The sequence below is a fragment of the Streptomyces jumonjinensis genome, assembly GCF_009600885.1.
In the GTDB taxonomy this organism is placed as follows: domain Bacteria; phylum Actinomycetota; class Actinomycetes; order Streptomycetales; family Streptomycetaceae; genus Streptomyces; species Streptomyces jumonjinensis.
In genome coordinates this window covers 80,781-89,394 of record NZ_VCLA01000160.1, presented here as the reverse complement: position 1 = coordinate 89,394, position 8,614 = coordinate 80,781, and the positions used below count along the sequence as shown (strand labels likewise).

At 73.1% G+C, this 8,614-nt stretch carries 9 protein-coding genes; 6 read left to right on the top strand and 3 right to left on the bottom strand.

Translation table 11 applies throughout. The annotated features are described in order from the left end of the window. Window positions 1-93: 93 nt before the first annotated feature. Genes FF041_RS23115 through FF041_RS23105 form a run of 3 tightly spaced genes read left to right on the top strand, consistent with a single transcriptional unit; the run spans window position 94 to window position 3,172 of the window. Entirely contained in the window at window positions 94-1,407 is a 1,314-nt protein-coding gene (locus FF041_RS23115; RefSeq protein WP_153524578.1) for an ATP-grasp domain-containing protein, read from the top strand. A 23-nt stretch (window positions 1,408-1,430) separates the two neighbouring features. After that, on the top strand, window positions 1,431-2,720 hold the full coding sequence (locus FF041_RS23110; protein WP_153524577.1) for an MFS transporter: 1,290 nt from the start codon (window positions 1,431-1,433) through the stop codon (window positions 2,718-2,720). A 59-nt stretch (window positions 2,721-2,779) separates the two neighbouring features. Continuing rightward, a complete protein-coding gene (locus FF041_RS23105) occupies window positions 2,780-3,172 on the top strand; it encodes a RidA family protein (RefSeq protein ID WP_153524576.1) in 393 nt (130 codons plus the stop codon). Window positions 3,173-3,263: 91 nt separating this feature from the next. Here the strand turns inward: FF041_RS23105 and FF041_RS23100 are convergent, their stop codons facing one another. Together FF041_RS23100 and FF041_RS23095 are read right to left on the bottom strand one after the other, a co-directional pair. Then, window positions 3,264-3,926, bottom strand: coding sequence for a sigma-70 family RNA polymerase sigma factor (locus FF041_RS23100; protein ID WP_153524575.1), 663 nt, complete (start codon window positions 3,924-3,926; stop codon window positions 3,264-3,266). Between the two features lie 58 nt (window positions 3,927-3,984). Continuing rightward, on the bottom strand, window positions 3,985-4,614 hold the full coding sequence (locus tag FF041_RS23095; RefSeq protein WP_323392452.1) for a hypothetical protein: 630 nt from the start codon (window positions 4,612-4,614) through the stop codon (window positions 3,985-3,987). Between the two features lie 206 nt (window positions 4,615-4,820). Here FF041_RS23095 and FF041_RS23090 point away from each other — a divergent pair, with 206 nt between their 5' ends. From FF041_RS23090 to FF041_RS23080, 3 genes are all read left to right on the top strand, one after another. After that, on the top strand, window positions 4,821-5,957 hold the full coding sequence (locus tag FF041_RS23090) for a ferric reductase-like transmembrane domain-containing protein (RefSeq protein WP_407698184.1): 1,137 nt from the start codon (window positions 4,821-4,823) through the stop codon (window positions 5,955-5,957). 615 nt (window positions 5,958-6,572) lie between these two features. Further along, window positions 6,573-6,719, top strand: coding sequence for a hypothetical protein (locus FF041_RS23085; protein WP_153524574.1), 147 nt, complete (start codon window positions 6,573-6,575; stop codon window positions 6,717-6,719). Between the two features lie 113 nt (window positions 6,720-6,832). Continuing rightward, entirely contained in the window at window positions 6,833-8,317 is a 1,485-nt protein-coding gene (locus tag FF041_RS23080; RefSeq protein ID WP_153524573.1) for an oxygenase MpaB family protein, read from the top strand. Window positions 8,318-8,341: 24 nt separating this feature from the next. On the opposite strand, the gene FF041_RS23075 is transcribed toward FF041_RS23080, so the two are convergent. After that, complete coding sequence (locus FF041_RS23075) at window positions 8,342-8,590, bottom strand: hypothetical protein (protein ID WP_153524572.1); 249 nt, start codon at window positions 8,588-8,590, stop codon at window positions 8,342-8,344. Window positions 8,591-8,614 lie beyond the last annotated feature (24 nt).

The following is an 8,614-nucleotide window of genomic DNA, read 5'->3' as shown; positions in this document are numbered from 1 at the left end:
CGCGGGCGACTCCCCGGCCCCGGTCGCCTCAGCCGCCCGCGGCGCGCACCCCTCCCTTCCCGCCGAGAGCACCCACCCCGCCGGAGGCATCCGATGACCGCGCCCCTCCCTTCCCTCCCTTCCCTCCCTTCCCTCGCTTCCCTCGAATCGCTCTCCTTCGGGCTGGCCAGAACCGCCGAGGCCGCCGCCGCCCGGGGCCACCGGCTCTGCCTGCTCACCGGAGACCGGAGCGTCTACCGCCATGAACTGGCCACCCTCCCTCCGGACGCCCTCGACGTCATCGACGTCGACACCACCGACATGGCCGCCGTGCGCCGGGTGCTCGACGGCCTCCCCTCGCTCGCCGGACTGATCAACACCACCGACACCTGGAGCGCCCCGGCCGCCGAACTCGCCGTGGCCTACGGCCTTCCCGGACCCGATCCGGCCGCCGTACGGCTGCTGCGGGACAAGGCCCGGGTACGGGACGCGCTGCACCGCGCCGGAGTGAGCGACCGGGCGGCCCTCGTCCTCGAACGCCGCCCCGGCCAAGACGGCATCGCGGGCGGCATCGTGGACGGCGTCGCGGACCAGGCCGCCCGGGCCGCCCGGGTCGTCGAAGCCGTGGGGCTGCCCGCTGTGCTCAAGGACTCCTCCGGCACCTCGTCCCGGGGCGTCTGGATCGTCCGCGACACGGACGGACTGCGGGCCGCGCTCGCCGAGGCCGCCGAAGCCCCGCTCAAGGGAGAGCTCTTCGCCGAGCCGTTCCTCGCCGGGCCGCTCTACAGCGCGGAGACCCTCAGCTGGGCGGGCGAGACCCGGCTGCTCGGGGTCTCCAGCAGACAGACCTCGCGTACCCCCGCCGTACGGGAGGAGGGCGCCGCCTTCCCCGTGGCGCTGCCGCCCGGTGATCACGACGGGCTGGAGAAGTGGGCGGGACGGGTGCTCGACGCGGCCGGGCACGATCAGGGCTTCGCGCATGTGGAGTTCGTCCTCACCGCGCACGGGCCCGAACTCGTCGAGATCAACCGGCGGATCGGCGGCGCGCTGATCGGCGAGGCGCTCTGCCGCTCGCTCCAGGTCAATGTGTACGACGCGCTGGTCGACGCCGCCCTAGGCCGCCGCCCCGCCCTGCTGGACACGCCGGTCCGGACGGCGGGTCCGGCCGTCGCCTTCGTCCTGGTCTACCCGGACCGGGCGGGGACGCTCACCGGCTGGCGCGGGCTCGACGGTCTCGGCGCGTACCCCGGAGAGGTGGAGTGGTATCCGGTACGGGCCCCCGGGGACGCCGTCCCCGACATCGGCGATCAGCGCGGCTGCACCGGCATGGTCCTCGCCGAGGCCGCCACCGCCGAGCTCGCCCAGCACCGCGCCTGGAGCGCGGCCACCTCCGTACGCCCGGTCATGAGGCCGGCAGCCGGGCCGTGAGACGGGCCGTGAGGCGGCGGGCCATGGGGCGGCGGGCCGTGAGACGCGTCTCCTGGGCCCAACTGCTGCTGCTGGGCGCGTCCTTCCTGATCACCCTGGGCAGTTTCGCGGTCCTCCCGTATATGTCGGTGCTGCTCCATGAGCGCTGGGGTTTCGGGCTCGGGGTGGTCGGCACGGTGCTCGCGGTGGCCTCGCTGGTGCAGTTCAGCGGCGGGGTGGCAGGGGCGGCGCTGGCCCGCCGCATCGGACTGCGGGCCACGATGCTGGTGGCGCTCGCGGTGCGGACGGCGGGGTTCGCCTGCTTTGTGCCCGGTCTGGAACGGCCGGTGCTCGCGGTGACGGCGCTGTTCCTCGTCTCGACGGGGGCGGCGCTCTATCTGCCCGCCAACAAGGCGTATCTGGTGGCCGGGTGCACCGAGGAGCGGCGGCCCCGGCTGCTCGCGGTGAGCGGTTCGGCCTTCAACGCGGGGATGGCGCTGGGGCCGCCCGCCGCCGCGCCCTTCGTCCTCTCCTCGCCCGCCGTGCTCTTCGGCGCGGTGGCGGTGCTCTTCGCCGTGGTCGGGCTCGCGCACGCGCTGCTGCCGCCGATGGCGGACGAGGCGGCGACCAAGCGCGAGCCGGTGTCCGAGCATCCGGTGGCGGAGGGGCCGGAGCCCCGGAAGAAGCCGGAGCCCCGGAAGAAGCCGGAGCCCCGGAAGGAGCCGGAGCCCCGGACGGGCGGGCTGCCCCCGTTCGCGTACACCCTGCTCTCCGTCTACGTCTTCATGTACTTCCAGCACTACATCGCGCTGTACGCGGTCCCCCGCACCTCCGCCGCGTTCTACGGCACGCTGCTGATGGGGTACGCCCTGCTGCTGGTCGCCGCCCAGCCGCTGCTGGCGTCCTGGATCGCCGGGCTCGGTTACGGACGCACGCTGCGGCTCGGGTTCGGGGCGATGGGCCTGGGGCTCGCGGCCGTCGCGACGGGCGAGCCGCTGGGGATCGTGGCGGGGGCGGTGCTGCTCGGCCTCGCCGAGACCGTGCTCTTCCTCCGCAACGATCTGGAGGCGCTGGCCCGCTCCCGGGCCCCCTCGGCGACCGTCTTCGGCCGTCAGCGGCTGGCGGCCGGGCTCGGCGCGTTCGCCGCGGCGCTGCTGGGCGGCCCGCTGTACGGGCTCGCCGAACGGACCGGCGGCGCGGGCTGGTTCTGGATTGCGGCAGGAGCGCAGAGCGCCGTGCTGCCGGTGGTGCTGTGGGGCGCGGCACGCCGGATCGGCCGGCGGCGTGCCGCTCGTACGGCTCCCCGCCCGGTGCGGGTCCCCGGCGAGGGGTGAGCGACGGGCGCTGGAGACTGTTTCCGCGGACGGTCTGCGGACGGTCTAACGTTCGGCGGATGACAGAGCGACGCGCGATTCTCAGCGGTTCCCCCTTCGAGGAGCAGATCGGCTACGCCCGTGCCGTGGTGGACGGCGACCGGGTGCATGTGTCCGGCACGACCGGCTTCGACTACGGGACCATGACGATCTCCGACGATGTGGTGGAGCAGGCCGAGCAGTGTCTGCGCAACATCGGGGCGGCTCTGGAAGCGGCCGGGTGCGGCTTCGCCGATGTCGTACGGGTGCGCTATCTGCTGCCCGAACGCGCGGACTTCGAGCCCTGCTGGCCCGTGCTGCGACGGTGCTTCGGCGAGGTCCGCCCGGCGGCCACCATGCTGGTGTGCGGACTCGCCGACCCACGGATGAAGATCGAGATCGAGGTGGACGCGCGACGGCCGCAGGGCGGCTAGCGGACTTTGGCGGCGAGAGCGCCCGTGCCGGGGCCCGTGCCGGGGCCGGGACCCCGGCACGAGCGCCCCGGCACGGGCGTAGTTCGGGCCGTCAGGCCGCGACCAGCGCTCCCGGCTCGCTCCAGACCTCCGCCAGATCACGCCGGGCGCGCGCCACCCGGGACCGTATGGTGCCCACCGGGCAGTCGAGCGCGTCCGCGGCTTCCGCGTACGACAGCCCGAGGACGCAGGTCAGCAGGAACGCCTGCTGTCTGCCCTGCTCCAGTGCGCGCAGCGCGTCCGAGAAGGCCACCGACTCCTCGAAGCCGGGCAGATGGCGGGGGATGGCGCGGTCCGCGGCCCCCAGCCAGTCCGCGGTGTCCGCGATCCGGGGCCGGGCCGCCGCCCGGCGGTAGCGGTCCACGACCACCCGCCGGGCGATCGTCAGCAGCCAGGACCGGGCGCAGGAGCGGCCCGCGAAACGGCTCAGTCCGGGGAGGGCGCGCAGGTAGGTCTCCTGGGTCAGATCCTCGGCGCAGCGGATGTCGGCGGTGAGATGGGCGACGAAGCGCCGTACGTCGTCGTAGGTGGCGTGGACGAAGAGCTCGGCGGCGCGGCGGTCGCCGTGCCCAGCGGCGAGGGCCCATCCGGTGATCTCCGCATCGCGGTCGGGTGCTCGGTCCGCAGTAAGCGTGTGGTCCTGGACCGGGTCGCGGTCCTGGCCGTCCAGGGACCTCAGCGGGGTGACGGCATCAGCAACAGGGCAAGAAAGCATGACAAAACGTCCTTCACGTCCGGGCGGAGCCCGTCAGGGTGGTGGGGGATGACGAGATTCAGGACGGAAGGAGAGGGGGGCCGCGCCGGTAGAGGGCGCGCAGAGGTTCGAGCGAGGCCGGGAGCAGGGCGGGCGCCCGTCGGCCGACCGGGGCCCAGAAGACGGGAAGCCCGGAGTACGCGCCGGTCAGCACGGTCAGGGCGAAGCGCAGCCGACCGCCCAGGAACAGGGCGAGGGCCCGCGCGAGTTGGACGAGCGCGTGCTCCCCGCGCCAGAGCCACCAGCCGCACACCGCCCCGGCGAGCACATGCGCCCCGGCCATGCCGTAGGTCAGCGAGGTCAGCAGGGCGGGAGCGAGCAGTCCGGTGAGGGGCGCCTCCCGCATCGCCGGGTGTCCGCCGTGGGCGGGGCCCGGGGATGCGCCGTGGGGCGCCAGACCGAACAGCACATGCAGTGCGAGCTGGAGCAGCGCGCTCGCCGTGACCACGGCCGGGGCGGAGCGCCGTCTGCGGGTGAGCCTCCATGCGATGGCGCAGACGGGCGGGAGGGCGAGCGCGTACCCCTGCGGGGACGGCGCGGCTCCGGAGGACAGATCGTGCCCGAGTCCGGACACGATGACGCACACTGCGGCGAGTACCGCGGTGTGGGTGAGGCGGAGTGCGGATCCGGCTCCCATGGTGGTCATCATGGTGCCAGTGAGGCCGGGGGTCCCGAAAAGCCTTGCTGATGTGGATACTTTGGGCGATCGCGGCTTTTGCTGGACACCTTGCTGTGTGATGCGCGTCACGTCAGATCGCCGGGAACTCTTCCGCTCCCGCATCCGACCTCTCTACCGACGTTCCCCGCACGCCGGAGAGGACCGCGCGGGTTTCAGCGAGAAGCGGAGCCGAGTCGATGCGGACGAATACGGAGCAGGCTGTTCCGGAACCGGAGCCCACACGCGGGGAGGAGCTGTCTCCGGCGAGCGCTGCGGACGGCCCGGCGGTGGACGGCCCGGCGGGCGGCGCGGTGGACGGACCGGCGGACGGTGCGGATACGGATACGGATATGGGCACGGGCACGGGCACCGGCACCGGCACCGGCACCGGCACCGGCACCGGCACCGGGACCCGGGAGCGGACGCCGACCCGGGTGACCCTCCGTTCCGATCTGCGCGCGAGCACCGTGGACGGGCTGATCGCCCTGATCGTCACCGGAGCCGTCTTCGCCCTGCTCTACGCCCGCATCCGGTCGAGAGCCTCCTCCACGGCCACCGTCATGCCCTTCATGGCGGACGACCCCGGCGGCTTCTGGATGTACTTCCTCAGCCAGGCGTTCGGCTGGTCCGCGCTGCTCTGGGCCTGGGGCACGGTAGTCCTCGGGCTGCTGCTCTCCGGCGCCCGCCCGGCCTGGCTGCGGATCCCCGCCCCCCGGCTGGAGCGGCTGCACCGCACCACCAGCCTCAACACCATCGCCCTGATCGTCGCGCACGCGCTGTTCTTCGCCGCCGAGCTGATCAACCATGACCCGGACAGCTGGTACGGGAGCACCTGGACGGCCTTCGTCGAGTCCTTCGTGCCCGGCGGCTACGCCTCCGGCACCGGCAGGATCGCCATCCCGGTGGGGCAGGCGGCCCTCTATCTCGCCATCCCGCTCGGCCTGCTCTTCTATGTGCGTCATCGCATCGGGGCCCGCACCTGGCGGGTGATGCACCGGTTCGTCATCGTGGTCTATGTGCTGAGCGTGTGGCACACCCTGCTGTACGGCACCAACGTCTGGTACGACGGCTGGTTCCGCACCTCGGTCTGGCTGCTGCAACTCCCCATCGCCGCCCTCTTCCTGGCCCGGCTGCTCCGCCCCGCCCGCCGCTCCCAGCGACTGGCCGCGCCGGGTGCGCACCCCGGCTCGAAGGCGGGCTGGAGCCTGCGGCTCACCGGCAGGCTGCTCGCGGCGGGCACCCTCGCGGTGCTGCTCGCGGTGCTGATCACCGGCCGGGACGGCGGCCGTGCGGAGCCTCCGGCGGACACCTCCTCCACCCACAACCACGACTGACGCGACGGGAGCGCCTCCGGCGCAGGGCTCCCCGGGCTCCCTGGGCTCGAAGGCTCCCCGCGTTCCCCGGGTTCAGCAGGCCCGTTCCCCCGGCTTCGGCCGCCGGGGGAACGGGCCTTCGCCGTCTCTCCGTCCACCGCGACACGGCCTCCTTCCATCACGCTTCCATCACGCGAAAACCGCGTTGCGGCACCCCGGTCGGCCTGACACGATCGTCGGTATGAGAGATGGAAAGGCGGACACCGCCACCCTCTGGTGAGTCCCGAGCCGACCCGGTGCGGGCGCTCGCCTCGCGAGCTTCTCCCGGCCGTACCCTCCCGACACCCGACCGTCGCGGGACCCTGTATCCCGCATGGTGCGCAGGCAGCTGCCCGCATCACCGAGGACCTGCCCGCGGCAGCTGACGGCCGGTGCCGTCGCCGCGTGCCGGGCCCGCCGCCGTATCCCGACGCCCGGTCGCGGGCTGCCCTCCGGGGCCGTATCGCCGACCGGTCCACCGGACCCGCCCGCCGCGGATCAGCCGCACCAGTTCCGCCCCCTCGGCCGCACCCAGGCCATGGGGGCATGGCGCCATGCCCAGCCGGACCCGTATCGATCATGAAAGAAGTGAGGCAGATGACCCCCCGCACGATCCACCGAGCCCTCGCCGCCACGACCACCGCCACCGCCCGTGTCGTCCTCGGCGTGCTCAGCAGGCCGCGCTCCGACGCCGGGGGCGCGTTCGGGGTGGCGGACGACGATGAAAGCTGGGACCCGGGATGAGCACGAGAAAGTGATTCATATGTTGATATGACTTTCTCATCGTGTGTTTCCCGGCGGATCGGGAAGAGCAGATCGGGTGTGGTCCACGACGTCACCGCCCCGAGGAATCCCCCATGGACGACACCGCTCTTCCCGGTCCCGCTGTTCCCGGCCCCGCCCATCCCGACGCCGTCTCTCCCGGTCCCGTCTCTCCCGGCCCCGGGCAGAGCGGCTCCCTGTTCCGCCGCCATCTCGCCGAGTGGCGCATGATCCTGGTGGCCTGGCGGCTCCTGGTGCTCCAGACCTCGCACCCGGTGGTAGCCGCCGGCACCGCCGAGCACTCCACCTACCGCGCGCACCCCTGGCGGCGGATCGAGCACACGATGAGCAGCGGACGGCGGCTCGTCTTCGCGGATCGCGCCACGCTCCGCCGGGAGGTCGCCCGGCTGGACCGGGCCCACCGGCGCATCCAGGGCGTCGACGGCCACGGACAGGCGTACTCGGCGCAGGATCCGGCCACCAGGGTCTGGGTGCTGATCACTCTGTACGAGTCGGTGGTGGCCATGCGGGAGCTGTCCGGCGACCCGCTCGGCCCCGCCGAACTGGATGTGCTGTACGGGGAGTTCTCGGCCATCTGCGCCGAGTTCCGGCTGCCCGGCGGGGTGCTGCCGAGGACCGCCGCCGAGGTGCCCGCGTATGTCGACACCGTCGTACGGGAGTGCCTGGAGTTCAACGCGCAGGCGCGCTATCTGCTGTTCGACATGCTCCGCGAGGCACCCAGGCCCCGGCGGCTGCGGCTGCTCGCCCCGCTCTGGCCGCTGCTGCGGCTGCTGATCGCGGCCGTGCTCACCACTCTGACCATCGCCGATCTGCCGCCCGCCTACCGGGAGCGCTTCGGACTCGTCGCGGGCCGGCCGGGGGCGCTGCTCTCCCGGGTGCTGCACCACGGTGCGCGCCGGGTGGCGACCCGGTTACCGGACCGGCTGCGGTACCGGACGCAGTCGGACCCTTCCGCCGCCGGGCCGATTGACGTTTCCGCGCCACGGCGGTTCCGTCCAGGGCGGCGGGACACCCGCAGGCCCAGGCTGGGACGGTTCTTCAGCGAGGTGCTCGACCAGACCGGCGACGGGTTCATCAGCTCCCACGATCTGCGGGCGATGGCCCATAACGTCTGCTGGCAGCTCGAACTCGACGACGCCGGGGAGGAAGCGGTGTACGCGGGGTTCGACGCCTGGTGGGAGGAGCTCCGCCGGACCATGGACACGGACGGCGACGGGCGGATCTCCAAGGCCGAGTTCGTGGCGGCGGCCATCGCCGCCCACGACCGCGATCCGGAGCATCCGCATCAGCAGCCGCAGCCGCAGCCGGGTCTGCGCGCCGCGCTGCACGCGGTCTTCCGGGCGGCCGACACGGACCGCAGCGGTTTCATCGGGGCCGATGAGTATCGTGTCGTCTTCGGCTCCCGGCTGCATCCGGCCGAGATCTCCCACGGCTTCCGCCAGCTGGACCGGGACGGCGACGGCCGGCTCAGCGAGGCGGAGTTCGTCCATGGGTTCACCGAGTTCTTCACCGCGCGCGGCGATCTCGCGGCGGGCAGCCAGCTGCTGGGGCGGCCCTGAGCGGGCACGGGGAACCCGCTGGCGTTATCGGCGGAAGGTCGATTTGGTGTCGGTGGCGCGTTGTTGTCGCCAGAGGGTCATGGCCTGGGCGTGTGTGCGGAGGGGTACGCCCCAGGTGATGAGCTGGTTGGTGAGCCAGGCGTCGAGGACGCCGTAGGCGCGGGCGATGGAGGCCAGGGACTCTTCGTCGGTGTATCGCTTTATGACGGTGTCCTTGTCGGCGAGGACGCGTTCCCGGGCGGCTGCTCTGTCTGTCGGCTGGGCGTGGGTCACTGGCGGTCTCCTCGTGCTTCTGGA